Source organism: Mesorhizobium sp. C372A, from assembly GCF_030323245.1.
Classification (GTDB): Bacteria; Pseudomonadota; Alphaproteobacteria; order Rhizobiales; family Rhizobiaceae; genus Mesorhizobium.
The window spans coordinates 1541440-1565186 of record NZ_CP100475.1 but is presented as its reverse complement, the minus strand read 5'-3'; the positions used below and the strand labels follow the sequence as shown (position 1 = coordinate 1565186).

Annotated in this window: 20 protein-coding genes and 1 pseudogene; 10 read left to right on the top strand and 11 right to left on the bottom strand. The window is 64.0% G+C overall.

Going from position 1 to position 23747, the window contains the following annotated elements:
• Positions 1-6 precede the first annotated feature (6 nt).
• From NLY42_RS07220 to NLY42_RS07210, 3 genes are all read right to left on the bottom strand, one after another.
• Positions 7-807, bottom strand: coding sequence for a C40 family peptidase (locus tag NLY42_RS07220; protein WP_023755335.1), 801 nt, complete (start codon positions 805-807; stop codon positions 7-9).
• A 41-nt stretch (positions 808-848) separates the two neighbouring features.
• Entirely contained in the window at positions 849-1787 is a 939-nt protein-coding gene (locus tag NLY42_RS07215) for a CHAD domain-containing protein (RefSeq protein WP_023755336.1), read from the bottom strand.
• Positions 1788-1873: 86 nt separating this feature from the next.
• The gene (locus tag NLY42_RS07210) at positions 1874-2371 is read right to left on the bottom strand and encodes a CYTH domain-containing protein (protein ID WP_023728787.1); all 498 of its coding nucleotides are present in this window, start codon (positions 2369-2371) and stop codon (positions 1874-1876) included.
• 93 nt (positions 2372-2464) lie between these two features.
• On the opposite strand from NLY42_RS07210, the gene NLY42_RS07205 reads away from it, so the two are divergent.
• The 4 genes from NLY42_RS07205 to NLY42_RS07190 are packed head-to-tail and all read left to right on the top strand — an operon-like array spanning position 2465 to position 6169.
• On the top strand, positions 2465-3169 hold the full coding sequence (locus NLY42_RS07205) for a CerR family C-terminal domain-containing protein (protein ID WP_023755337.1): 705 nt from the start codon (positions 2465-2467) through the stop codon (positions 3167-3169).
• Entirely contained in the window at positions 3166-4119 is a 954-nt protein-coding gene (locus NLY42_RS07200; protein WP_023681280.1) for an HlyD family secretion protein, read from the top strand. Before NLY42_RS07205 ends, NLY42_RS07200 begins: the two co-directional genes overlap by 4 nt.
• The gene (locus NLY42_RS07195) at positions 4116-5036 is read left to right on the top strand and encodes an ABC transporter ATP-binding protein (protein ID WP_023673289.1); all 921 of its coding nucleotides are present in this window, start codon (positions 4116-4118) and stop codon (positions 5034-5036) included. The genes NLY42_RS07200 and NLY42_RS07195 overlap by 4 nt, the downstream gene beginning before the upstream one ends.
• On the top strand, positions 5033-6169 hold the full coding sequence (locus NLY42_RS07190; RefSeq protein ID WP_023755338.1) for an ABC transporter permease: 1137 nt from the start codon (positions 5033-5035) through the stop codon (positions 6167-6169). The genes NLY42_RS07195 and NLY42_RS07190 overlap by 4 nt, the downstream gene beginning before the upstream one ends.
• A 4-nt stretch (positions 6170-6173) precedes the next feature.
• Here the strand turns inward: NLY42_RS07190 and NLY42_RS07185 are convergent, their stop codons facing one another.
• From NLY42_RS07185 to NLY42_RS07175, 3 genes and pseudogenes are all read right to left on the bottom strand, one after another.
• Positions 6174-6773: a DNA-3-methyladenine glycosylase gene (locus tag NLY42_RS07185; RefSeq protein WP_023739817.1), complete on the bottom strand. Its 600-nt coding sequence runs from the start codon at positions 6771-6773 to the stop codon at positions 6174-6176.
• 17 nt (positions 6774-6790) lie between these two features.
• Positions 6791-7171, bottom strand: a pseudogene (locus NLY42_RS07180) (nuclear transport factor 2 family protein).
• Positions 7172-7179: 8 nt separating this feature from the next.
• A complete protein-coding gene (locus NLY42_RS07175) occupies positions 7180-8157 on the bottom strand; it encodes a threonine ammonia-lyase (protein WP_023673293.1) in 978 nt (325 codons plus the stop codon).
• A 195-nt stretch (positions 8158-8352) separates the two neighbouring features.
• Between NLY42_RS07175 and NLY42_RS07170 the strand changes: the two genes are divergently transcribed.
• Both NLY42_RS07170 and NLY42_RS07165 read left to right on the top strand, forming a co-directional pair.
• The gene (locus NLY42_RS07170) at positions 8353-10374 is read left to right on the top strand and encodes a hydantoinase/oxoprolinase N-terminal domain-containing protein (RefSeq protein WP_023755339.1); all 2022 of its coding nucleotides are present in this window, start codon (positions 8353-8355) and stop codon (positions 10372-10374) included.
• 123 nt (positions 10375-10497) lie between these two features.
• Positions 10498-12669 (top strand): malate synthase G, encoded by a 2172-nt coding sequence (locus NLY42_RS07165; RefSeq protein WP_023755340.1) that lies wholly within the window; start codon positions 10498-10500, stop codon positions 12667-12669.
• Between the two features lie 205 nt (positions 12670-12874).
• On the opposite strand, the gene NLY42_RS07160 is transcribed toward NLY42_RS07165, so the two are convergent.
• Together NLY42_RS07160 and NLY42_RS07155 are read right to left on the bottom strand one after the other, a co-directional pair.
• Positions 12875-14407 (bottom strand): YifB family Mg chelatase-like AAA ATPase, encoded by a 1533-nt coding sequence (locus NLY42_RS07160; RefSeq protein ID WP_023755341.1) that lies wholly within the window; start codon positions 14405-14407, stop codon positions 12875-12877.
• Between the two features lie 191 nt (positions 14408-14598).
• Positions 14599-15663 (bottom strand): glycosyltransferase, encoded by a 1065-nt coding sequence (locus NLY42_RS07155; RefSeq protein WP_155923791.1) that lies wholly within the window; start codon positions 15661-15663, stop codon positions 14599-14601.
• Positions 15664-15847: 184 nt separating this feature from the next.
• On the opposite strand from NLY42_RS07155, the gene NLY42_RS07150 reads away from it, so the two are divergent.
• The gene (locus NLY42_RS07150) at positions 15848-16921 is read left to right on the top strand and encodes a glycosyltransferase family 2 protein (protein WP_050590942.1); all 1074 of its coding nucleotides are present in this window, start codon (positions 15848-15850) and stop codon (positions 16919-16921) included.
• Positions 16922-17013: 92 nt separating this feature from the next.
• Here NLY42_RS07150 and gshB read toward each other — a convergent pair whose 3' ends face one another.
• From gshB to NLY42_RS07135, 3 genes are all read right to left on the bottom strand, one after another.
• Positions 17014-17967: a glutathione synthase gene (gene gshB, locus NLY42_RS07145; protein ID WP_023755344.1), complete on the bottom strand. Its 954-nt coding sequence runs from the start codon at positions 17965-17967 to the stop codon at positions 17014-17016.
• Between the two features lie 80 nt (positions 17968-18047).
• Positions 18048-18422, bottom strand: coding sequence for a GtrA family protein (locus NLY42_RS07140; RefSeq protein WP_023755345.1), 375 nt, complete (start codon positions 18420-18422; stop codon positions 18048-18050).
• Between the two features lie 4 nt (positions 18423-18426).
• Positions 18427-19431 carry a glycosyltransferase gene (locus NLY42_RS07135; RefSeq protein ID WP_023755346.1) on the bottom strand — a complete coding sequence of 335 codons (1005 nt, stop codon included), beginning with the start codon at positions 19429-19431 and terminating at the stop codon, positions 18427-18429.
• A gap of 124 nt (positions 19432-19555) precedes the next feature.
• Here NLY42_RS07135 and NLY42_RS07130 point away from each other — a divergent pair, with 124 nt between their 5' ends.
• The 3 genes from NLY42_RS07130 to NLY42_RS07120 all read left to right on the top strand — a co-directional run bounded on the left by NLY42_RS07130 (position 19556) and on the right by NLY42_RS07120 (position 23742).
• Entirely contained in the window at positions 19556-21355 is a 1800-nt protein-coding gene (locus NLY42_RS07130) for a hypothetical protein (RefSeq protein ID WP_023755347.1), read from the top strand.
• A 100-nt stretch (positions 21356-21455) separates the two neighbouring features.
• Positions 21456-22805 carry a putative bifunctional diguanylate cyclase/phosphodiesterase gene (locus NLY42_RS07125; RefSeq protein WP_023673185.1) on the top strand — a complete coding sequence of 450 codons (1350 nt, stop codon included), beginning with the start codon at positions 21456-21458 and terminating at the stop codon, positions 22803-22805.
• A 169-nt stretch (positions 22806-22974) separates the two neighbouring features.
• Positions 22975-23742 (top strand): SDR family NAD(P)-dependent oxidoreductase, encoded by a 768-nt coding sequence (locus tag NLY42_RS07120; RefSeq protein ID WP_023755348.1) that lies wholly within the window; start codon positions 22975-22977, stop codon positions 23740-23742.
• Positions 23743-23747 lie beyond the last annotated feature (5 nt).

Genomic DNA, 23747 nt, shown 5'->3' with positions numbered 1-23747 from the left:
TGGTTGCTATTCGGCGGCCTTCGCCTCAGCGGCCCTATCTTCCCAGGTCACCGCCCGGTAGTCGAACCCAAATTCCAGCGTCGGTTTCACGATGCGGAAGAAGGGCGACAGGTCGAAGTCGCGCGGCGTGTAGAGCGAGTGGTGGCGGATGTGCAGGATTTCGCGGCGTGAATAGTTCGACTGCGCCGAGGCGCGGCCGGGCGCGCGGGTGATCTCGGGCAGGATCGGGTAGCGGATCTCGCCATAGGCTTCGGCGATCAGCGTCGAGCAGATGGCGCGGGTCGGATCGCCGGAACCGAAAGCCAGCATGCGGCGGCGCCAGCGCACCGGCACCGGTGGCGTCGGCAGGAAAAAGCGCAGCATGTCGAAAATGTTCTTGAGATCGTATTTCAGGCCGAGCTTGCCGATCATGAAGGCGACGACATGGTCGCGGTCTTCCGGGGTCAGCCCGCTCGCCCGGCAGATACGGGTATTGTAGGTGCGGTAGCGCGACAGCGGCACGGCGACACAGCCTTCGCCGAGCGTGACTTCGATCAGCCGACGCCGTTCCGATCCGTCCTCCGGCTCGGACAAGGCATCGCCGATATAGAAAGCCGCATGCGACCAGGTCGACTGTGTCAGGTATTTGATTGCCGCCGAGATCTTCTGGTTGCCTTCGATGAGCAGGATGTCGCCGGGCTCGAGCGTGCGCCGCAACGTCTCGGCGTCGGACGGCGTGTAGGGCTCATAGCCGGAGGATTCGTCCTGCAGCCGGCCGGCAAGCCAGCGGCCAAGGCGGTCGAGAAGCGTGTCGCGCGGCGCGGTCATGGCAAAGTGTGACTAGCACGAGGTGACGTCCTCGGCCATGATCAACCGACCGGGACCTCTTCCGAGGATGCCGGGCCGGCGAGGTCGTCGCGCGCATTGCGCGCGAGTTTCTTCGTCGAGCGCTTGGGGCTGTCGCCGAACAGCTCGGCCGCTCCGGCAAGGCAGCTCTTCTTCAGGCTTTTTTCCGAGCGCTTCAAAAGCTTGCCAAGAAGCCTTGTGTCCTGCGCATCGCCGAGCGGCTCACCGTCGGCCTCGAGCAACACGCGCATGACGAAGACGTCGTGCAGTTCGCCGAGCCTTTCGCCCAGTTCGTCGACTGCCTTGCGCCGCACCTTGATCGGCGTCGGCCATAGCCGGCCGAGCAGCGACAAATGCATCGAGTGGGTCTTGGCAGCCTTGCGCAGATCGTGGAAATCCTCGGCTCCTCCGTGGGATCCGGCTTTGTCCAGCGCCTTCCTGGCCCGGCGCAAGGTCTTGCGAGCGCCTTCCGCAAGCACATCGGCTGCATGCTCAGGCAGATCGGGGAGCAGCAGCCGCTCTATCCTGATGAGGCCTTCCTCGCAGGCGGCGGTGGCCGCGCCTATGGCGGCGTCGAGGCCGGCGCCGGCATGCATTTCATGCTGGCGGGCAATCAGCCGGTCGCGCACGCTGTCGAGGCCGCCGCCGGCAACCTGCTCGGGAAAGGCGGCTGCCAGCCGGTCGACGGTCTCGACCAGGGCGGTCGCCTCGCGCGGCCCGGCAAGCAGCGCCGCCACCTGCCGGTAGCATTGATTCTCAGTCTGACAAAATGTTTCGTTGCCGGAACGGACCAGCCGCAGCAACGAACGCGCACTCTTCAGCCGCTTGCGGCATTTGTGCAATGCCTGCTCCGGCTGGTCGCGCGCGACGGCCAGATGGGCAAGCGCCTTGCCGATCTCCTCGCCAAGGATACGCCTGACCTCGCCGGTCAGCGGCAGGCGCGGGTCGATGCGAAAGCTCATGCGGCGATCTCCGGAATCCCCCTAGAGCATGATGCCGAAAAGTGTGAAGCGGTTTTCGGACGACATCATGCTCCATCTCTTTTGATTTAGAGCCGGATTCCGATTTTAGGTCGACCCGACCTAAAATCATCCGGCTCTAGGGCGAGCGACGCGTTGTAAAATCTCTGCTCGCCGGTCACTTCGCGGCCGAGCCAATCAGGCAGCATTTCGTCAGGTACATCCTCCGGCGTCTCCAGTTCGGCCACCACAAGGCCGGCTAGAATCCCGCCGAAAACATCGACTTCGTAGAGATAGCCGCGATGCCTAACATGGTGGCGTGTCTTCTCGATGACATGTCCGATGGCGAAGGCCAGCATCTCCTCTGCGTCCGCCAGTGGAATTTCATATTCGTATTCGTCACGCTCGCGGATCTTGCTGCCGAATTTAAGCGTCAGCTTCGCCGAACTGCCGTCGCTGATGCGCACGCGCACGGTGCGGCCGGGTGTGGCGGCAAGATAGAACTGGCGAATGCGTATATTCGCCTCGGCCATTTCCAGCCATTCGGCGCTGGAGACCAGGAACTTGCGTTCGACTTCCTTGCCCATGGCCGCCCACTAAAGCGTCTGCGGCCCGACATGGCAAGCGGCCGTAGATTAATCAATTTGACTTTAATCAATCGATTGATTAAACAGACCGATATGATCAAATCCGCGCCCGACAAAATGCCCCGCCAGGAGACATCGCCCGCCGAGCAGACGCGCGCCGCACTGGTGCTGGCCGCGCTCAAACTGTTTGGGCGGCAGGGCTTCGACGGCACCTCGACGCGCGAGATCGCGGCGGAGGCGAAGGCCAACATCGGCTCCATCGCCTATCATTTCGGCGGCAAGGAAGGGCTGCGCGCGGCCGCCGCCGACCACATCGTCGAGACCATCCAGGCGGTTGCCGGCCAGGCGCTCGGCGGAATGCAGCTGCAAGGTCAAGCCAGTCCAGAGGCGGCGCGGGCGCAGCTCTCGACCGCATTGGAGCGGATGGTAGGATTTATCGTCGCCAGGCCGGAGGCGGGCGAGATCGTACAATTCGTACTTAGAGAGTTGTCGCATCCGACGGCCGCCCTCGACCGCATCTATGACGGGGTGTTCGAACCGACGCATCGCCGCCTCTGCCAGATCTGGGAACAGGCGACGGGCGAGCCGGCCGAAAGCGAGGCCACCAAGCTCGTGGTCTTCACGCTGATCGGCCAGGTCATCTATTTCCGCATAGGCCGCGAAGCAGTGATGCGTCGTATGGGCTGGCGCGAGATCGGTAACACCGAAGCCGCCAAGGTGGTGGCGGCGGTCACAAGCAATCTTGGCGCCATACTGGCGGCCCGAAATCCGGTCGCCCGCAAGGAGAGCAAGCGATGAGTTTTCTCTGTTCCCTGCCGCTCGCAGCCCAGCTGTTCGGCGCCTGCGCGCCGGCAGCGCCGCTTGCCGTCGGCTATGTCGAGGGCGACTATGTCTTGCTGGCGCCGATCGAGGTGGCGCAGGTCGAGACCGTCGCGGTCAAGCGCGGCGACCGTGTTGTATCAGGCACGCCGGTGGTGACTCTCGAAAGCGCCGACGCAAAAATCGCCGTCGCCCAGGCAGAGGCCGCGCTCGCCCAGGCGCAGGCGCAGCTGGCCGACCTGCAGATCGGCAAGCGGCCGGAGGAGATCGCGGTGCTGAAGGCCGAGGTCGACATGGCCAAGGCCCAGGCCACGGATGCCAAGCGCAAATACGACCGCGCCGCCGACCTGTTCAAGCGCGGTGCCGGCACGCAGGCCGACTACGACACCGCCGCCGCGACGCTGGAGACCGCCAATGCGCAGGTCGGCCAGGCGCAGGCCAACCTCGCCGTCGGCGGTCTGCCTGCGCGTCCCGAAACGATCAAGGCGGCAGACAATCAGGTCAAACAGGCGCAGTCGGCGTTGGAACAAGCTGAGTGGCGGCTGTCGAAGCGCGTGCTGGCGGCACCTTCGCCCGGCCGCATCAATGACGTCATCCGCAATTCCGGCGACACCGCCGGTCCGACCGCGCCTGTCATTTCGATGTTGCCGGACGGTGCGGTGAAGCTCAGCGTCTATGTCCCGGAAAGTGCGTTCTCGTCGATCAAGGTCGGCACGCTGCTTGTCGTCCATTGCGACGGCTGCGGGCCGGAGGTGAAGGCGCGCGTCAGCTATGTCTCGCCCGACCCGGAATTCACCCCGCCGGTGATCTACTCGCTCGAGAACCGGCAGAAGCTGGTCTACCTCGTCGAGGCGCGGCCTGAGGGCAAGGCGCAAGCGCTGCAGCCGGGACAGATCGTCGATGTCGAGCTGGCGGCCTCCGCAAAATGAACGCCATCGACGTTCATGGCCTGGTCAAGCGCTTCGGCGACAAGACTGTCGTCGACCATGTGACGATGACGGTGGCCGAGGGCGAGATCGTCGGCTTTCTCGGGCCCAACGGGTCCGGCAAGACGACGACCATCCGCATCATGTGCGGCCTGCTGACGCCCGACGAGGGCGAAGGTACGGTGCTGGGTTTCAACATCCGCACCGAGTCGCTCCGCATCAAGCGCGAAGTCGGCTACATGACGCAGAAATTCTCGTTCTACGAGGATTTGACGATCGGCGAGAATCTCGAATTCGTGGCGCGGCTCTACCGACTGAAGCCGGTCGAGGAGCATGTGTCGAAAACGCTGGAAGAGCTTGGCCTCACGAGCCGCCGCAACCAGCTCGCCGGCACGCTGTCGGGCGGCTGGAAGCAGCGGCTGGCACTGGCCGCCTGCATCATGCACAAGCCGAAGCTGCTGCTGCTCGACGAGCCGACCGCCGGCGTCGATCCGAAGGCGCGGCGCGAATTCTGGGACGAGATCCACCGGCTGGCGAGCGGCGGTCTGACCGTGCTGGTGTCCACCCACTACATGGACGAGGCCGAGCGCTGCCACCGCATCAGCTACATCTCCTACGGCAAGATGCTGGCCACCGGCACGGTGGACGAGGTGGTGACGAATGCCGGTCTGACCACCTTCGTGCTGCAGGGACCGCGCCTCGACCAGGTCGCCGATGCACTCAGGGACCGGCCCGGCGTCGACCAGGTGGCGCCGTTCGGCGCGACGCTGCATGTCGTCGGCTCCGACAAGGCAAAGCTCGAAAAGGCGCTCGCCGATGTCGAGAAGGAGCACAAGGGCGTCAGCGTAAAACCCGGCGAGACCAGCCTCGAGGACGTCTTCATCCAGTTCATGTCCGGCTCGAAGGACAATATGGCATGAACAGGGTCTTCTCCTTCGCCAGGCTCGGTGCGCTGCTGATCAAGGAATTCATCCAGATGCGGCGCGACCGCATCACCTTCGCCATGATGCTGGGCGTGCCGCTTTTACAGCTGGTGCTGTTCGGCTACGCCATCAACAACGATCCCAAAAGCCTGCCTGCCGCACTGGTGGCGACCAGCAACGACCCCTACACCCGCGCCATTGTCGCGGCCCTGCAGACGACCGGCTACTACCGCTTCGATCATGTCGCGCAAAGTGCCGAGGACGCTGAATTCCTGATGGCGCGCGGCGATGTCGCCTTCGTCGTCACCATCCCGGCCGATTTCGGCCGCCGGGTGGAGCGCGGCGACAACCCGCAGATCCTGATCGAGGCCGACGCCACCGACCCGGCCGCCGCCAGCGGCGCCATCTCGACGCTGAGCAAAGTGGCCAGCCAGGCGCTGCTTCGGGCGCAAGGCATGCAGGAGGCGGCGACTGAGACCGCCAGGGGCCAGCTCGATGTGGTGGTGCACCAGCGCTACAATCCCGAAGGCATCTCGCAATACAACATCGTCCCCGGCCTGCTCGGCGTCATCCTGCAGATGACCCTGGTGATGATGACATCGATCGCGCTGACGCGCGAGACGGAGCGCGGCACGATGGAAAACCTGCTCGCCATGCCGTCCAGTCCGTTCGAGATCATGCTGGGCAAGGTGCTGCCCTATCTGGTGGTCGGCGGCGTCCAGGTGGTGGTGGTGCTGGCGGCGTCGAAGCTTCTGTTCGCCATTCCTTTCACCGGCTCGATGTCGCTGCTGCTTACCGCCGTGCTGGTGTTCGTGCTGGCGCTGGTGCTGCTTGGCTACACCATCTCGACCATCGCCCGCACGCAGATGCAGGCGCTGCAGCTGACCTTCTTCTTCTTCCTGCCGTCGATCCTTTTGTCCGGCTTCATGTTCCCCTATCGCGGCATGCCGGGCTGGGCGCAGACCTTCGGCGAGATTTTCCCGCTGACGCATTTTTTGCGCATTACCCGCGCGGTGATGCTGAAGGGCGCTGAACTGCCGGCGGTTGCGGGCGAGATCGCCTGGCTGGTCGGGTTCGTGGCCTTGTTTGCCGGCGTCGCATTGGTGCGGTTCAGGCGCACGCTCGACTGAGCGTTCAGGAATTGAGCGATCGCGGACCGCTGACGAACGGACTGCCCCTGACATAGAACCGCAGCGGGCGGTCCGCATCCTTCGTGATGCCGATGCGGATGCCTTGGCCGATGTCGCCGGCCTGATGCTCGTCGGCTGCCAGCCATAGCGGGCCTTGGCGGCACAGATCGAGGCCGTCCAGCGAACGGTCGATCCGCAATGCCTGTGCGAGCCGCCCCGGCCCGCGCGCCAGGTCGCGCAGGCGCTCCACGCCCCGGTTCAGCCGCATGATGGCAATGCCTTCGAGCGGTTCGAGCGCCCGGATCAGCACACCGGTGCCGGTCCCTGGCCCCTCGCTCGAAACATTGAGCATCCAGGAGACCCCATAGGCGAGATAGACATAGGCGTGTCCGGGCCCGAGGAACAGCGAACGGTTGCGCGGCGTCATGCCGCGATAGCCGTGCCCGGCGGCGTCGCCGGTGACATAGGCCTCGGTCTCGACGATACGGCCGCTGACGATGCCTTCCGGCAGCTCCCGCACCACGAGCTTGCCGATGAGATAGCGGGCGAGATCGGCCGTATCATCAGGCAGTTCGGCACGATCGAGCGGATGGTGGCTGGTCATGCTACCGCCGCCGTGTTTCAAGGTATCCGTTCGACCCATTGCGCGCGCGACTGCCCCGGCTCGAACGGATCGCCGAAATACTGGGTCTCGCGAACCACCTTGCCATCGACGAACTCCATGATGCTCACCGTATAGGACGGAATCCCGTCATGGGTCAGGACATACTCGGTGATTCAGAGGTCGCCTGACCCGGTGATCCGCCGCACGGCAAAGCGCTTCCGGTTGGGCTGGGCGGCGCGCGACGGCTGGATGTTGTGCCGTCCGCTGATGCGCTCGCCTGACTGCGGATAGTCAAGCACCGCGTCCTCGCGATAGATCTGATGCTCCGTCTCGAAATCATTGGCATCGGAGGCAGCCCAATGGCGATCGAGAGCCGCCCTTATCTCAGCGTCTGCCATATCGGTTCTCAGGCCGCAGCCATGATCTCGGCATAGGTGGTGAAATCGACATTGCCGCCTGACAGCACGACGGCGACGCATTTGCCCGACAGTTCGATCTCGCCTGACGAGAGCGCCGCCAGCGCCACGCAGCCGCCGGGTTCGACCACCAGCTTGAGATGGGCCATGGCGTCGCGCACCGCCTGTGCGGCCGCCTTGTCGGAGACGGCGATGGCGCCGGCGAGGTTCTTGCGGTTGATCTCGAAGGTGATGGCACCGGGCTCTGCGGTGAGGATGGCATCGCAGATCGAACTGTGGCCGGGCTCGTTGGAAACCCTTTTTCCCTCGATCAGCGAGCGGCGGGTGTCGTCGAAATGCTCGGGCTCAACGGCCCAGACTGCCGTGGCCGGCGAGGCATCCTTGACGGCGATCGAAATGCCGCTCGTCAGGCCGCCGCCTCCACAGGGAATGACGACCGCATCGAGGCTGACGCCGAGCGCTTTTGCCTGGCGCATCAGTTCGAGACCGATCGTGCCCTGGCCGGCGATGATGGCCGGATCGTCGAAAGGAGGCACCAGCACCATGCCCTTGTCCATGTAGGGTCGCACCACCGTCATGCGGTCGTCGCGAAAGCGGTCGAACGGCACCACTTCGGCGCCCATCTTGCGGACATTGGCGATCTTCATCGCCGGCGCGTCGGCCGGCATGGCAATGACCGCCTTGACGCCGAACATGGCAGCCGCCGCGGCGACGCCCTGAGCATGGTTGCCGGAGGAGAAGGCGACGACGCCGCGGCTGCGCTCTTCTTCGCTCAGCGAAGACAGTTTGTTGTAGGCGCCGCGGAATTTGAACGAGCCGGTGCGCTGCAGCGTCTCCGGCTTGAACAGGATGCGGCCGCCGAAGCGTTTGTTGAGTTCCAGCGATTCGATCAAGGTCGTTTCGGCGATCAGGCCGGAGAGCCGCGCGGCGGCGGCATGGATGTCGGCGATGCCGGGAAGCGTGGTCATGGCGAAGTCCTGAAAGCGATGAGATCGGCGCATGGTGCACGCAAAGGCAGGCCACGCACCAATGAAAAAATGTGACCGTTACAAAGTTTGGCGGGCATGAGCGGCGACCAGGGTCAAACTGGCCCACCTCTCCCGCCTTTATCAGCCGGGCCGTATCGGCTAAGGGCGGGGGAGCAGAATCCCGGACCGCCAGACATGACCGCCAAGCCAAAACCCCTGTTTCTCGGTATCGACACCGGTGGCACCTATACCGATGCCGTGCTGTGGTCGGAACAGGGCGGGCCAAAAGGCAAGGTGCTGGCCAAGGCCAAGGCGCTGACCACGCGGCACGATCTTGCCGTCGGCATTTCCGGCGCGGTCGATGCGGTGCTGGGAAAATCGGCCACCGATCCGGCCGCGATCAAACTCGTGTCGATGTCGACGACGCTCGCCACCAATGCGCTGGTCGAGGGCCAGGGTGGGCGTGTGGCGCTCATCATGATCGGCTTTACCGGGGCCGACCTTGCGCGCGACGGGCTGAAGACGGCGCTCGGCACCGATCCGGTGGTGTTTTGTCCGGGCGGCCATGACGTGCACGGCAATGCGGCCAAGCTCGATCTGTCGGGGCTGGAAGCAGCACTCCCTGAACTCGGCGCCTCGGTGTCGGGCTTTGCCGTGTGCGCCTATTTCGCCACCCGCAACCCGGAGCATGAACTCGCCGCGCGCGACCTCATCCGCGAAAAGACCGGCCTGCCGGTGACCGCCAGCCATGAATTGTCGGCCAAGCTCGGCGGTCCGCGTCGCGCGCTCACCACCTTGCTCAACGCCAGGCTGATCTCGATGATCGACCGGCTGGTGGCGGCAACCGAAGGATTTTTGGAAGCCCGCAACATCGCAGCGCCCCTGATGGTGGTGCGCGGCGATGGCGCGCTGGTTTCGGCGGCGTTTGCCCGCCAGCGGCCGATCGAGACCATCCTCTCCGGCCCGGCCGCCAGCCTGGTCGGCGCCCGCCACATGACGGGCCTGGACAACGCCATGGTGTCCGACATTGGCGGCACCACCACCGATGTCGCCGTGCTCGACGGCGGCCGTCCTCGGCTCGATCCCGAAGGCGCCACTGTCGGCGGCTTCCGCACCATGGTCGAGGCGGTCGCCATGCGCACCTTCGGCCTCGGCGGCGATTCCGAAGTGGCACTGGAAGATGGCGCGCTCAACCCGAAAATCCTGCTCGGGCCGCGCCGCCTGGTGCCGCTGGCGCTGGCCGGCATGATGCATGGTGCTTCAGTGACATCGGAGCTCGAGCGCCAGCTCAGGGCGCCCAACCCCGGCCGCATGGACGGCCGCTTTGCGTTGCGCACCGGCGTGCCGGACAGGCTCGCCGCCGGCCTGACCGCGCCCGAGGCGAAACTGTATGAACTGATTGGTGCCGTGCCGCTCGCCATCGACAGGCTGCTCACCTCGAACGCCCAGAACGCCACGCTGAACCGGCTGGTCTCGCGCGGTCTTGTGCATATCTCGGGCTTCACCCCCTCGGACGCCGCCCATGTGCTCGGCAAGCAGGCCAACTGGGACCCGCTTGCGGCCCGGCTCGGCGCCGAACTGTTTGCCCGCAAGCGTGATGGGCGAGGCCAGTACATCGCGCCGTCTCCGGAGGTGATTTCCGAACGCGTGCTGCTGACGCTCACGCGCTGGTCGGCCGAATACATTCTGGAGACAGCCTTTGCCGAGGATGGGCTGGATGGCGCCGCCACCGTCGCGCACGCGCTGGTGCAGCGCGCCGTCGATTCCCATCCCGGCATCGCAAGGCTCAGCGTCGCGCTCGATCGTCCGGTCATTGGCCTCGGCGCCTCGGCGCCGCTGCACTATGCCGGCTTGGCCGAGCTGGTCGGTAATGAGTGCGTGGTGCCGGAGGATACCGACGTCGCCAACGCGCTCGGCGCCGTCGTCGGCCAGGTCCGCGTCTCGGCCGAAGCCCGCGTCAGCCAGCCCAAGGAAGGTTTGTTCCGGGTCGCGTCGGGGCAAACGGTGCGCGACTTCACCGACGAGGCCAAGGCGATCGCGGCAGCGGAGGCTGATGTGCGGGCGATCGTAGCCGCGCGCGCGAAGGATGCCGGCACGGATAATGCCGAGATCGACGTTTCGACCGAGTTCAAGGTGTCTACGGTTGAGGCCCAACGGATGTTTATCGAAGCGCATGTGGTGGCGGTTGCATCGGGTCGGCCGAGGATCGCGGTTTAGGGTAATCTCCCCCACGAGGGGGGAGATCAGCAGCTTCAAAATCCCCGGCTTCACCCTAAGCTGAATTGACCCTTCGCCCCTGACATGCCAAAGGCCGCAAAGCCTTCATCTGGAGAAGCCCTGATGACCGATCGCGTCGAGATCGCCGGATTGCGGATTGCCCGCGAACTGCATGACTTTGTCGGCGAAGCGCTGCCGGGTACCGGTATTGCCGCGGACGTTTTCTGGAACGGCTTTTCGGCCATCGTGCATGATCTGGCGCCGAAGAACCGAGCGCTGTTGGCCAAACGCGACGCCATGCAGGAACAGATCGACGCCTGGCACCGCGCCAATGGCGCGCCCATCGATATGGAGGCCTACAAAAGCTTCTTGCGTGAGATCGGCTATCTCGTGCCCGAAGGGCCGGCCTTCTCCGTGACGACCGACAATGTCGACCCCGAGATCGCCAGCGTTGCCGGGCCGCAGCTGGTGGTGCCGGTGATGAATGCGCGTTATGCGATCAACGCCGCCAATGCTCGCTGGGGCTCGCTCTACGATGCGCTCTACGGAACCGACGCCATTGCCGAGACCGGTGGCGCCGAGAAGGGCAAAAGCTTCAACCCCGTGCGCGGCGCCAAGGTGGTTGCCTGGGCGAAGAGTTTTCTGGACGAGTCCGTGCCGCTCACCTCGGGCAAATGGGCCGGCGTGAACGGGCTGACGGTTTCGGGTGGCACCTTGCGGCTCGGCGCTGGCGCCGGCGGCACCACGCTGGCCAACCCGAAACAATTTGCCGGCTATCGCGGCGACGGTGCCAACCCGGAAGCCATCCTGCTGGTCCAGAACGGCCTGCACATCGAGATCCTCATCGACCGCACCAACCAGATCGGCCGCACCGACCCGGCCGGCATTGCCGACGTGATCCTGGAATCGGCGCTGACCACCATCCAGGACTGCGAGGATTCGGTCGCGGCGGTGGATGCCGAGGACAAGGTCATCGTCTACCGCAACTGGCTCGGCCTGATGAAGGGCGATCTGGCGGAGGAAATCAGCAAGGGCGGCAAAACCTTCACGCGCAAGCTCAATCCGGACCGCGCCTGGACCGCGCCCAGTGGTGGCGCGCTGAGCTTGCCTGGCCGCTCGCTGATGCTGGTGCGAAACGTCGGTCACCTCATGACCAATCCGGCCATCCTCGACCGCGATGGCAACGAGGTGCCGGAAGGCATCTTGGATGCGGCGATGACGGCGCTGATCGCGCTGCACGATGTCGGCGCCAACGGGCGTCGGATGAATTCCCGCGCGGGCTCAATGTATGTGGTGAAGCCGAAGATGCATGGGCCGGAGGAAGTCGCCTTCGCAGTCGAGATTTTCGACCGCGTCGAAGCGCTGCTCGGTATGGCGGCAAACACCATCAAGATGGGCATCATGGACGAGGAGCGGCGCACCACCGTCAACCTCAAGGAGGCGATCCGCGCCGCCAAGGAACGCGTCGTGTTCATCAACACCGGCTTCCTCGACCGCACCGGCGACGAGATCCACACCTCGATGGAAGCCGGGCCGATGATCCGCAAGTTCGACATGAAGCAGGCCGCCTGGATCTCCGCCTATGAGGCGTGGAATGTCGACACCGGGCTGGAATGCGGTCTGGCCGGCCACGCCCAGATCGGCAAGGGCATGTGGGCGATGCCGGATCTGATGGCGGCGATGCTGGAACAGAAGATCGCGCATCCCAAGGCCGGCGCCAACACCGCCTGGGTGCCGTCGCCGACGGCGGCGACGTTGCACGCCACGCACTATCACAAGGTCGATGTCCATGCCGTCCAGGCGGCGCTCAAGAGCCGGCCGAAGGCGAAGCTCGATGATATATTGTCGGTGCCGGTGGCGGTGCGGCCGAACTGGACCCCCGACGAGATCCAGCGCGAGCTCGACAACAATGCGCAAGGCATTCTCGGCTATGTCGTGCGCTGGATCGACCAGGGCGTCGGCTGCTCGAAAGTGCCCGACATCAACGATGTCGGCCTGATGGAAGACCGCGCCACGCTGCGCATCTCCTCGCAGCACATCGCCAACTGGCTGCACCACAAGGTTTGCTCCGAAATTCAGGTGATGGATTCGCTGCGGCGCATGGCAGCGATCGTCGACCTCCAAAATGTCGGCGACCCGCTCTACCGCCCGATGGCCACCGATTTCGACAATTCCATCGCCTTCCACGCCGCCTGCGACCTGGTGTTTAGAGGCCGCGAACAGCCGAATGGCTATACGGAACCGGTGCTGCACGCACGGCGGCTGGAGCTGAAGGCGAAAGAGCGGGCGAATTAGCGCCTGCGTTTCCCTCCCCCTTGAGGGGAGGGTGGCCCGAAGGGCCGGGTGGGGTCCTGCGTGAAGTGCAGCGACTCCCTTCGGACGACACTACAAGCAATGTCATTGCAGAGGCCCTTTCTCGGCTCGGCTCCAAAAAGATCGACCATTCTTCGGCGACCCCCACCCTGCCGCTTCGGGGCCACCTTCCCCTCAAGGAGGAGCGTTACGCCGCCTGCGCTACCCGCTCCGACATCATGCGGTAGGAAATCGCCTCGGCCAGGTGAATTCGGCCGACGGTTTCGCTGGCGTCGAGGTCAGCCAGTGTGCGCGCCACTTTGAGCACGCGGTGATAGGCGCGCGCAGAAAAGCCGAGTTTCTCGCTGGCGTCTTTCAGCAGCGACAGGCCTGCTGCGTCCGGCGCGGCGATGTCCTCGATAACAGAAGGCGAGCAATGGGCGTTGGTGGTGGCGCTGGTAACGCCCAGCCGCTCGAAACGTTCGCGCTGGATGGTGCGGGCGCGCGCCACGCGCTGGGCGACGGCTGCACTTTTCTCCGCTCGGTCGGGCCGGATCAGGTCGGCGGCCGAGACCGCCGGTACCTCGGTCCTGAGGTCGATGCGGTCGAGCAACGGGCCTGAGATGCGCGCCTGGTAATCGGTGCGGCAGCGTTCGCCGCGCAGGCAGCGATAGCCGGGCTCGCCGGCCATGCCGCAACGGCACGGGTTCATCGCCGCCACCAGCTGGATGCGCGCTGGATAGGTGACGCGGTGGTTGGCGCGCGCGATCATGCAGTCGCCGGTCTCCAGCGGTTGGCGCAGCGCATCCAAGGTCTGCGGCGTGAATTCGGGAAACTCGTCGAGGAACAGGACGCCGTTATGGGCAAGCGATACTTCGCCCGGCCGCGCCCTGATGCCGCCGCCGACCATTGCCGCCATCGAAGCCGAATGGTGCGGGGCGCGGAACGGCCGCCGGTCGGTGAGCTTGCCTTCGCCGAGCTCGCCGGCCACCGAGGCGATCATCGAGACTTCAAGAAGTTCCTTGGGCGCCAGTGGCGGCAGAATTGAAGGCAGCCTCTGCGCCAGCATCGATTTTCCCGAGCCGGGAGGCCCTACCATCAAGAGATTGTGGCCGCCGGCCGCCGCCACTTCCAGCGCCCGCTTGGCGCTTTCCTGGCCCTTGATGTCTGAGAGGTCGGGCAGGTCGCGCGCCGAGACATGAATGCCGGGCTCGGGTCGCGACAGCACCTGCGTGCCGCGAAAATGATTGGCGATGGCAATCAGGCTGCGCGGCGCCAATATGTCGAAATCCTTTCCCGCCCAGGCCGCTTCCGGCCCGCAGCCGAACGGGCAAATCAGGCCTTTGCCCTCGGCATTGGCGCCGATCGCCGCCGGCAGGGCGCCTGCAACCGCGGCAATGGTTCCGTCGAGCGACAATTCGCCGAGCACGACATAGGAGGCCAGCATGTCGCCCGGAATGGCGCCGAGTGCTGCCATCAGGCCGAGCGCGATCGGCAGGTCGTAATGGCTGCCTTCCTTGGGCAGATCGGCTGGAGCGAGGTTGACCGTCACCTTCTTCGACGGCATCGACAGGCCGGATGCATGGAGCGCCGCCTGCACGCGTTCGCGGCTTTCGGCCACCGCCTTGTCGGCCAGGCCGACGATCTGCATGCCGACCTTGCCCGGCGCGATCATCACCTGGACATCGACCGGCACGGCCTCGATGCCCTGGAAAGCAACCGTGCGAACCCGCGCCACCATTTGCCCTGCCCCCGGAAACCGGCTTCGCCTCGACCTTGTGGTTCAGGCCGCGAGCGACGTCACGACAAGACAACCATAGATTTCAGGCCAAGGCAAGAACATTACAGGAACAGGCAGCCGTGCTGGTTGCAGCCGCGTTGTGCCCGGTAGAGGGCGACAGAGTTCCTCCGGCAATCCGAGGCTGTTGCCGTCTAAGCGGTGATGAAGGCATCGACCGAACCTGAAAGCGATCGATCGATCGCGACCTGCGGTGGAAGCCACTCCATGACAGGATATCTGAAAGGCCAAGGCAGGGCGATCCGGCGCGAAGAGCCGCTCTCCAGAAAAATCTCGTTTACAAGGTCTATGAACCGCCCGCGGTCTCGTTCGATTCGTTTCAAAGTTTGCGAACGAATGTAATCCCGGGGAATTCGTCGCTCCTTCAGCGCTAAGACAGCCTCCGCGATGGATCGAGGATCGGGTGGAACTGTGAGCGAATAGTCGTCATCCAGATAAAGGTCTCGGCCGCCATGGTTCGGCGTCGTGACCACTGGAAGGCCCGCGAGAAGATATTCCGTGCTGGCGAACATTGGTCCTTCCAGGTGAGAGAGACAGATTCCCACGGCTGCACGATTTAGATGCGTGTTCACCTGAGCCGGTGCCAATCGGACCGGCTTGCCGGTGCCGTCAAACTCGTTGATAAAGACGTGATGCGGCGCGAGCTCCCTATGCCGATTTATTCGCGCTCTTTCCGACTCCGTCGTGGAGGATCCGCTTGAATCTCGATAGAAGACAAATGCGCAACGCTGGATGCCAAGCGACAAGTCATGGCGCTTCCACGGAGCCAGCTGCGCATTGTAGATTGCATCAAATTCTACAGGGACGTCATCGAGAGGCCTGAATATGTGTTCGGAGGTTGTTGACGTCTTGTTGTGCAGGACGGCGGCCTCGCCGGACTGGTTCAACAGATCAGCCTCTGCCTGAGTGTTGGATAGGAAGATTAGCGAGTGACGGGGGTTCTTGAGTCTATGCAGAACGGCATAGGTCCGGATGGTTTTGACGCTAGCACTGTTTTCGATGGACCAGGTTGGCGAGATGAGAAACCAGGCGCGGTGGCTGCGTGGACGGAAAGGCATATGACTTGCTAATCCGAGCGGCGTACCGGACATTCCCGAATAGGATATGAACGGATCGTCCGACAGCAAACTGGCCTGAAGAGCAGGTTGCGACTTCGCGGAAGGGTGCCCTTTTCTGAGGTTGTGGCCATGACGCAGCATGGCTCTGACAATCTCGAATTTGGTAGGAGGGCGATACCCGTGCTGTAGGGTCAACATGCGGCAATTGCGATCTTGAGTGCGGAGAAAAACTCGCTTCGATAGAGAGAAATTTGGCAAAGAAACACCGCCATTTGATCGACGGAATATCTCAGGCGATCAAATCTGGTGTACGGAGAAGCGCCTCTTGAAAGAAAACATCGTCCCAAGCGGAGCTGGTTCTCACATCGCGCTACCAACCGTATCCGTTTGCGTAGGCTGTTTCAATCAAGAGGCATTCATCGACACTGCGATCCGATCCGTAGCGGCGCAGACATACACTGCGTTCGAATGCGTGGTGGTCGATGATTTTTCGACCGACGGTTCCCGCCGAAGGATTGAAGAGTGTCTGTCCCAGCTTGGCGACAGTCGTTTCCGCTTTCTGCCCCGACTGCAAAATGGCGGGCAGTTGACAGCAATGATGACCGGGCTTGACGCGACAGCCGGGCCCCTGATCTCCTTTCTTGACGGTGACGATGCTTGGCATCCTGACTTCATAGAATGCCATGTGAGAGCGCATCTCAGCCAAACCCGTATCGCGGCAATGTCGAGCTCCGATGAGGTGGTGATAGATACGGCCGGCAACCTGCTTGCGGGCGGTCATCCCGTATTCCACCTGAACGACCCGCGATCGATGCCGAAAATGAGCGGCTACCTGCATGTCGACACCGAAGCTGACCCGACATTATTATTTATTGATCGGGGTACCGTGGGTTGGTTTTGGTCAACCACATCGGGGATGATGTTTCGTCGAGCTCCGCTTGAAATCATGCGTCCATCCGATCCGGACGAAATAAAGATATGTGCCGATGGTTATATGGCTCGTGCCGCCCATATGATCGGCGGAACCGTGAGGATTGGGCGGGCTCTTGGCAGTTATCGGCTTCACGGCGGCAATGGCTGGGCGGACGGGCGCATCCTGGGTACCGGAGTTGGCCTCGGCAGGATGTCGCCTGATACTGAAATAGCGATACGGCGGGCACTGGCCAATCGTTGGTGCGAAGTGGCGCCGGGACTGGCGCATTTAATCTCCCGCCACTCAATGCGCAGGACCTTGGTCGACCTGATCGGACTGTCTGCGGCTTTTGCATTGCTGGAAAAGAACTCCGATGCGGGTTTTCTGCTGAAAGACTGGGCAACACCACAGCGAAAATTGCAGACCAGACTTATCGGTCTCCTTCCTCGGAAACTGAGGCCTCGGCGCTTCCGGGACATAGTTTGATCTGATGAGCCGCTTGCTCGGCAGTCTTACCCGATAAAGAGCATCTTTCGATGCTTCTCTGGACCCACCAAAGTCCTCCGTAGCAACGCACACTACGCGGTCGAATTCCGCCGCTTTTCCTCCACCGCGTCCCAGAACAGGCTGGCGATATCGGCGCCGCCAAAACGCTGCACTTCGCGCACGCCGGTTGGCGAGGTCACGTTGATCTCGGTCATGTAGTCGCCGATCACGTCGATGCCGACCAGGATGAAGCCGCGTTCTTTCAGCGATGGGCCGATGCGGGCGCAGATTTCGCGTTCGCGTTCCGTCAGCTCGGTCTTTTCGGCGCGGCCGCCGACATGCATGTTGGAGCGAGAATCGTGGTCGGCCGGCACGCGGTTGATGGCGCCGACCGCCTCGCCGTCGATCAGGATGATTCGCTTGTCGCCCTTGCGCACATCCTTCAGATAGCGCTGGACGATATACGGCTCGCGTGACAGCTGGGCGAACATTTCGAGCAGTGAGGCGAGGTTGCGATCGTCTTCCTTGAGATGGAAGATGCCGGCGCCGCCATTGCCATAGAGCGGCTTGACGATGATGTCGCCGAATTCCTTGCGGAAGGCCGCGACCTCCTGGGGATCCTTGGTGATCAGCGTTTCGGGCATCAGATCGGGGAATTCGGTGACGAAGATCTTTTCCGGGCTGTTGCGCACCCAGGCCGGGTCGTTGACGACCAATGTCTTCGGGTGAATGCGATCCAGAATATGCGTGGTGGTGATGTAATTCATGTCGAAGGGCGGATCCTGGCGCAGCAGGATCACATCCATCTCCGACAGGTCGGTGCGCACCTTGTCGCCCAGCGTATAATGATTGCCCTTCTCGTCGCGGAGCTTCATCTCTTCGATGCGGGCAAACACCTTGCCGCCCAGCATCGACAGCCGGTCGGGCGTGTAGTGGAACAATTGGTGGCCGCGCCGCTGCGCCTCCAGCGACAGCGCAAAGGACGTGTCGCCGGCGATCGAGACGGTGGAGACATGGTCCATCTGGACGGCGATCTTCAGGGGCATCTTCTGGTCTCCAGCGGGCTCTGTCGCCGATATACGGAACTTGGCGGCTTCTGCCAATCGCGCTTGCTTGGCCCAGACCTTTACCGGTCGAAGACCAGCCGGGAGTAACCGAGGAAGGACAGCGCCATGGCGACCAGCGAGGCGACGGCAAGTGCCGCCAGCGGCGGCATTGCCGGCAGCGCGAACAGGATGGCGCAGTAGACGAGATAGTTGACAATGCTGGTGGCGATGCCGACGCCGCCATAGCGCGCGCCCTCCTGCGCCACGCTGCGGCTCGACGGCGAAAAGGTCAGGTGCCGGTTGATCTGCCAGGTGACGCACAGCGCAAAGCCGATCGACAGGACACGGGCGACGAAGGGACCGAGCGGCGTCACCGCCAAGAGCAGCCAGAGCACCGCGGCATCGGCGACGAAACCAACGCCGCCGGCCAGGACGAAGCGGGCGAGCCGGCTCACGGCCTCAGGCGGCCCGGGGCGTCTTGCCCGGTTCGGCCTTCGCTGTTTCGCTCGTGCGTTCGCGCCGTTCGACCCGGCCCGACGGAACCGAGAGATAGAAAATGCGTTTCTGCTCGGCGCGTCCGCGCGATACCGAATCGAGGATCAGTCCGGTCACCATCGCAAGCATCGAGAGCAGCAGCAGGCCGACCGACAGCACCCAGGTCGGCATGCGCGGCACGAGGCCGGTCTGGGCGAATTCGATCAGCACCGGCGTCATCAGGGCAAGGCTCGACGCCAGGAAGAAAATCGCGAAGGCGCCGAAGAAGCGCAGCGGCTGCGTTTCCTTCATCAGCATGGCGAACATCCACAGGATCCTGGCGCCGTCGCGATAGGTCGACAGCTTCGACGACGATCCCTCAGGCCGGCGGCCATAATCGAGCGCGATCTCGCTCACCGGCAGTTTCAGCTGCGAGGCATGCACCGACATTTCGGTCTCGATCTCGAAGCCGCCGGAAACGGCGGGAAAGCTCTTGACGAAGCGCCTCGAGAAGACGCGGTAGCCGGAGAAGATGTCGGTGAAGTCGGCGCCGAACAGCCGCTTGTAGAGGCTATTGAAGATGCGGTTGCCGAAGGCATGGCCGGAACGGCCGGCATCGTCGGTGACGCCGCGCCTGGTGCCTACCACCATGTCGCAGCGCTCGGTCTGCAGGATGTTGATCAGCAGCGAGGCATCTTCCGGCGCATAGGTGCCGTCGCCATCGGCCATCAGATAGATGTCCGCATCGATGTCGGCGAACATGCGCCGCACGACATTGCCCTTGCCCTGGCGCGGCTCGCGGACGACGATGGCGCCCGCTGCGCGGGCCTTTAATGCCGTCAGGTCGCGCGAATTGTTGTCATAGACATAGATGTCGGCCGATGGCAGCGTCTCGCGAAAGCGCCGCACCACCTCGGCGATGGTCAGTTCCTCATTGTAGCAAGGCAGGAGCACGGCAATGGCCGGCTCGTGGCGGACTTCGTGCGGCATTTCCGTCTCCCGACACCCGGCGGAGCCTCCGGCCGCGCTCATATGCGGACTCGCTCAGGCGACTTTACTATTTATTGAAGCTGTTAAGGCTAGGTTTAAGGCCGCAGTCTTTCCGACGAAGGTCATGATGATGAACGCAGCCAAGGCGGGTGCTTCCTCCTGGAAGTCCGATATGACGCTGGCGCTGCTTGCCATGCTGGTGGTGCTGGCTGTCAATGCCGCCACGGGCTTTCGCGAATTGAGCAATGCCGGCGGCGACAATGACAGCCTGCTGCGGCTGGTCGAGGTTCGCGACATGCTGGCCGGCCAGGGCTGGTTCGACCTGCATCAGTACAGGATGGGGCCGGAAGGCGGTTTCGTCATGCACTGGTCGCGGCTGGTCGACGCACCGCTCGCCGCCATCATCCTCGCCGCCTCGGCGCTGACCGGCAGCATGGCCATGGCCGAAGCGATCGCGCAGGTGCTGTGGCCGGCGCTGCTGTTTTGCCTGGCGGTGTTCTTCCTCGCCCGTGCGGCGCGCAGCTTCGCCGGCGTCGGCGCGGTGCTGCCGGCGGTCGTTATCGGCGCGGCGGCGCTGCATTTCATCGGCATTTTCTTGCCGGGTGCGCTCGATCATCACAATGTCCAGCTGACGCTGACCATGGCCAGCCTCAGCCTGCTGCTCGAGGCGCCGGCGCGTCGCTGGGCGGCGCTGATTTCCGGGCTGTGTGCGGCCCTGACGCTGGCCGTCGGCATGGAAACCGCGCCCTATGTCGCCACCATCGGCGCCTGCATCGCTTTGCTGTTCGTCGTCGATCCCGGCGGCGAACGCCGGATCGCCAGGGATTTCGGTCTCGGCTTTGCCGGCGTTTCAGCCCTGGTCTTCGTCAGCACCATCCCGCCATCGGCCTGGGGCCAGGCGCAGTGCGATGCCTTCTCGGCCGTACAATTCGTCGTCGCGGCAATCGCCGGACTGGGCCTTGCCGCCGTGACGTCGCTCAAGGTGTCCAACGGCACGGCCGGACGCCGCCTGATTTCGCTCGGCCTGCTCGCGCTTGTGCTGGGCGCCGTTGTCGCGGCGCTGTTTCCGCAATGCCTTGCGGCTCCCTACGCAACTCTCGATCCGCGCCTCAAGGAATTGTGGCTCGATCACATCGACGAGGCGCAGTCGCTGTTCAGTATTGCCGCCAGCGAGCCGGCCTCGCTGGCGGCGCGCTATGTCACGCCGCTGGTGGCGATCGCGCTGATGGCGCTTCGCCTGCGCGGACCATGGCGCCGCCAGGACAGCCTCGTCGGCGCCTTGCTGGTCGGCGCCTTCATCGTCAGCGCCTGGCAGGTCCGCGGCTCGACATTCTCGATCGCCTTTGCCGTCATCCCGCTGTCGGCCTGGATCGCAAGCTGGCGCGAACGGGCGAGGATCAGCCCTGCGCGCAGCGTATCGCTGCGCATGGCGGCGGTCTGGGTGGTGTCGGTGAATGCCGTCTGGGCCGGCGCTGCCGCCGCGACGTCGAGCGTGTTCGAGGCCAACAAGGTCTCGGTCGAGGCACAGGACACCGACAGCGATCCGTCCTGCGAGCGCAAGGCCTCCTTCGCGGCGTTGGCCCGGCTGCCGGACACCACGGTGCTTGCCATTTCCAATCTCGGCTCGCCCATCCTGGCCTATTCCGGGCACCGCGTCTTTGCCGGCCCCTATCATCGCAACATCGCCGGCGACCTGCTTGCGCTCGATGCCTTCCTCGGATCGGCGGACCAGGCGAGGACGATCGCGGCGGCTCACCACGTCGGCCTGATGGCGCTCTGCCGCGGCAGCGCCGAAAGCAAGATGCTTGCCGCCAAGGCGCCGCAAGGCTTCCTGGCCAGGCTGATGCAGGGAAGCGTCCCCGATTGGCTCGAACCGGTGGCCGAAACGCGCGGAACCCCGGTCGAACTCTACCGCGTCCGCTAAAGCATCATTCGCCAGCGAAAAATCGATTTCGCGATACGCTTCCTAAACGCTTTGCTGCCAGTCTCAGCCTAAATTTCGGGCGTCACAAACAGGGATACCGATGCAAACGACGTTTGGCACCGGGCAGGCAAGCAGGGAAAACTCGGATCTGGCGTTCACCGATGCGCTGACCGGGCTTGGCAACCATCGCCGCTTCTTCGACAAGGTCGATCGCCTGATCAGCGACCGTGCAGACGATCCCGCGCCGTTCACGGTCGGCATTCTCGACCTCGACGGCTTCAAGCCGATCAACGATCTGTTCGGCCACAAGGCCGGCGACGACATATTGATCCAGGTGGCGATGCGGCTGCGCGCCTCGATGGACAGCCACTCTACTGTCTGCCGCATCGGCGCCGACGAATTCGCCTTCCTCTACCCGATGGTGTTCTCGGAGGAGGCGGCGGCCGAGAAGTCGCGCATGATGATCGAAATCCTGTCGGCGCCCTACGATGTCGGCGAACGCACCGCCAGGCTTTCGGCCTCGGTCGGCTGCTCGCTGTTTTATTCCGGCGACGAAACCACGGAAATCCTCGTCAACAAGGCCGAAACGGCGCTCTACCACGCCAAGCGTTCGGGCCGTGGCCGCGTCGTCGTCTACACCCGCGAAATGGAAGAGGCGGCCAAGCGCGTCACCCGCATCGAACAGGCGCTGCGCCGCGCCGTCTCGGCCGGTGAGGTCGAGCCGCATTTCCAGCCCATCGTCGATCTGACCACCCGCCGCACCATCGGCTTCGAGACGCTGGCGCGCTGGACCGATCGCGACCTCGGCGTCGTCCCGCCGACCGTGTTCATCCCGATCGCCGAAGAGCGCGGCATCATCGGCCCGCTGTCGCAGCTGGTGCTGCGCAAGGCGGCCGAAGCGGCGCGCAGCTGGCCGAAGGACCTGTTCCTGTCCTTCAACCTGTCGCCCTCGCAGCTCGTCGACCAGAACACTGGCCTGCACATATTGTCGATCCTCGACCGCACCGGCTTCGATCCGCGACGGCTGGAGATCGAGATCACCGAAACCGGCCTGATGAACGATCCGGCCTCGGCCGAGAAGATCGTCGAGGACCTGCGTCGCGTCGGCATCCGAGTCTCGCTCGACGATTTCGGCACCGGCCAGTCCTCGCTCGGCCGCTTGCGCGAATTCCATTTCGACAAGCTCAAGATCGACCGCGCCTTCGTCTCCTCGATCCTCGACGACCGACCGTCGGAACACATCATCCGCGCCATTCTGGCCATGTGCGAAGGGCTCGGCATGGATGTCGTCGCCGAAGGCATCGAGGAGGAGGCGCAGGCCGACCGCCTCGTCCAGTTCGGCTGCGCCGGCGGCCAGGGCTATCTCTTCGGCAAACCGGTCGATGCCGACGCCACGCTCGGCTACCTCCGCGATTCCTATCGCGGCGCCCTCTACGCCAAGGCAGTCTGACCGGCGGTCTGGCCTGCGTCGAGCAAGTCAGCGGCGCGAGCCAAGATCGACTGTGGCCGCCATCTTGCGGCCTTTTGTCTGACATAAGCCAATCAAATCGCCGTTTTCGCCCTTGCTCCCCGGACTTGGCTGGATAGGATGCGCGCCGACCGGACCGGGAGATGAAGATATGATGCCATCGGCGGATTTTGCCGACCTCAGGGGAGCCTCGGTGCTGATCACCGGCGGCGGTTCCGGAATTGGTGCGGCACTGACCGAGGGCTTCGTTCGCCAGGGCGCCCATGTCGCCTTCATCGACATCGCCGATGGCCCAAGCACGCTGCTTGCCGACCGCGTCGAAAAAGAACTTGGCCGGCGACCGCTCTACCTCAAGACCGATTTGCGCGACGTCGAGGCGTTGCGCGCTTCGGCCGCCAAAGCGGCTGAGGCACATGGCGACGTCACCGTGCTGGTCAACAATGCCGCCTGGGACGAACGCCACGACGTCGCTGACGTTACCGTCGAGTTCTGGGACAACAATCTCGCCGTCAATCTGCGCCCGCATTTCTTCACCGCACAGGCGGTGGCGCCGGGCATGAAGCGGGCCGGCGGCGGTTCGATCATCAACTTCACCTCAACCTCCTATCTCATCAACCACCCCGATATGCCGGCCTACACCGCCGCCAAGGCCGGCATACTCGGCCTCACCAAAGGTCTCGCCGGCAAGCTTGGGGTCGATGGCATCCGCGTCAATGCGATTGCGCCGGGCTGGGTGATCACCGAGCGGCAGCGGGAACTCTGGGTCACCGAGCAGGGGCTCGCCGCCCATGTCGCCAAGCAAAGCATCAAGCAGGTCATGCAGCCCGACGACATCGTCGGCACGGTGCTGTTCCTGGCCTCCGACGCCTCGCGTATGCTGACGGCGCAGATGTTGATCGTCGACGGGGGTTTCCTGTGAGCCCG

Bases quoted from the DNA above. Each gene is read 5' to 3' on its own strand.
- NLY42_RS07220 (WP_023755335.1), bottom strand. From the start codon at position 807: ATGACCGCGCCGCGCGACACGCTTCTCGACCGCCTTGGCCGCTGGCTT.
- NLY42_RS07215 (WP_023755336.1), bottom strand. From the start codon at position 1,787: ATGAGCTTTCGCATCGACCCGCGCCTGCCGCTGACCGGCGAGGTCAGG.
- NLY42_RS07210 (WP_023728787.1), bottom strand. From the start codon at position 2,371: ATGGGCAAGGAAGTCGAACGCAAGTTCCTGGTCTCCAGCGCCGAATGG.
- NLY42_RS07205 (WP_023755337.1), top strand. From the start codon at position 2,465: ATGATCAAATCCGCGCCCGACAAAATGCCCCGCCAGGAGACATCGCCC.
- NLY42_RS07200 (WP_023681280.1), top strand. From the start codon at position 3,166: ATGAGTTTTCTCTGTTCCCTGCCGCTCGCAGCCCAGCTGTTCGGCGCC.
- NLY42_RS07195 (WP_023673289.1), top strand. From the start codon at position 4,116: ATGAACGCCATCGACGTTCATGGCCTGGTCAAGCGCTTCGGCGACAAG.
- NLY42_RS07190 (WP_023755338.1), top strand. From the start codon at position 5,033: ATGAACAGGGTCTTCTCCTTCGCCAGGCTCGGTGCGCTGCTGATCAAG.
- NLY42_RS07185 (WP_023739817.1), bottom strand. From the start codon at position 6,773: ATGACCAGCCACCATCCGCTCGATCGTGCCGAACTGCCTGATGATACG.
- NLY42_RS07175 (WP_023673293.1), bottom strand. From the start codon at position 8,157: ATGACCACGCTTCCCGGCATCGCCGACATCCATGCCGCCGCCGCGCGG.
- NLY42_RS07170 (WP_023755339.1), top strand. From the start codon at position 8,353: ATGACCGCCAAGCCAAAACCCCTGTTTCTCGGTATCGACACCGGTGGC.
- NLY42_RS07165 (WP_023755340.1), top strand. From the start codon at position 10,498: ATGACCGATCGCGTCGAGATCGCCGGATTGCGGATTGCCCGCGAACTG.
- NLY42_RS07160 (WP_023755341.1), bottom strand. From the start codon at position 14,407: ATGGTGGCGCGGGTTCGCACGGTTGCTTTCCAGGGCATCGAGGCCGTG.
- NLY42_RS07155 (WP_155923791.1), bottom strand. From the start codon at position 15,663: ATGCTGCGTCATGGCCACAACCTCAGAAAAGGGCACCCTTCCGCGAAG.
- gshB (WP_023755344.1), bottom strand. From the start codon at position 17,967: ATGCCCCTGAAGATCGCCGTCCAGATGGACCATGTCTCCACCGTCTCG.
- NLY42_RS07135 (WP_023755346.1), bottom strand. From the start codon at position 19,431: ATGCCGCACGAAGTCCGCCACGAGCCGGCCATTGCCGTGCTCCTGCCT.
- NLY42_RS07130 (WP_023755347.1), top strand. From the start codon at position 19,556: ATGATGATGAACGCAGCCAAGGCGGGTGCTTCCTCCTGGAAGTCCGAT.
- NLY42_RS07125 (WP_023673185.1), top strand. From the start codon at position 21,456: ATGCAAACGACGTTTGGCACCGGGCAGGCAAGCAGGGAAAACTCGGAT.
- NLY42_RS07120 (WP_023755348.1), top strand. From the start codon at position 22,975: ATGATGCCATCGGCGGATTTTGCCGACCTCAGGGGAGCCTCGGTGCTG.